1 pseudogene is annotated in these 578 nt (G+C 75.4%); it reads left to right on the top strand.

Annotated features, from left to right (window positions below):
- Positions 1–284: 284 nt before the first annotated feature.
- A pseudogene (locus PROKR_RS37650) lies at positions 285–578 on the top strand (acetylxylan esterase); the annotation flags it as partial.

Here is a 578-nt window from a genome sequence, read left to right as displayed (position 1 = left end):
GTCGGACGGCGCAACCCGGGTCGGCATCGTGCACAGCCATGGCTACGGCGGCCGGGACGCGCCGAACTTCGACCGGGTGCCCGACGACGCCGCCGTCGTCTTCCCCGTGGCACGCGGTCTCGGGGCGCTCAACTCCGGGGTGGGCGCCCCGGCCGACGCCGCCGCGCACGTGGTGCACGGCATCGAGTCGGTGCAGACCTACTCCCTGGGGCGCTGCGCCGTGGACCTGTGGCACGCGGCCGACGCGCTGGTCGAGATCGCCGGCGACCTCGCCGCTGTACTACGTGGGCGAGAGCTTCGGCGGGATAGGGGCGCTGGCGGTGCCGTGGGACCGGCGGTTCGTGGGCGCGACGTTCGTGGTGCCGAGCTTCGGGCAGTACGACGTGCGGCTCGGCCTGGAGTGCACCGGCAGCGGCGAGGCCGTGCGCCGGCACGTCGCCGAGCACCCCGAGGCGCGGGAGGTGCTGCGCTACTTCGACACGTCGACGGCGGCCGGATACCTGCGCGTGCCCGTGCGCTGCGAGTGCGCGCTGTGGGACGCCGCGGTGCCGCCGCCCGGGCAGTTCGCCGTGGCCAAC

Source organism: Promicromonospora kroppenstedtii DSM 19349 (assembly GCF_000515355.1).
GTDB classification, from domain to species: domain Bacteria; phylum Actinomycetota; class Actinomycetes; order Actinomycetales; family Cellulomonadaceae; genus Promicromonospora; species Promicromonospora kroppenstedtii.
This window is presented reverse-complemented; position numbering and strand designations above follow the sequence as displayed.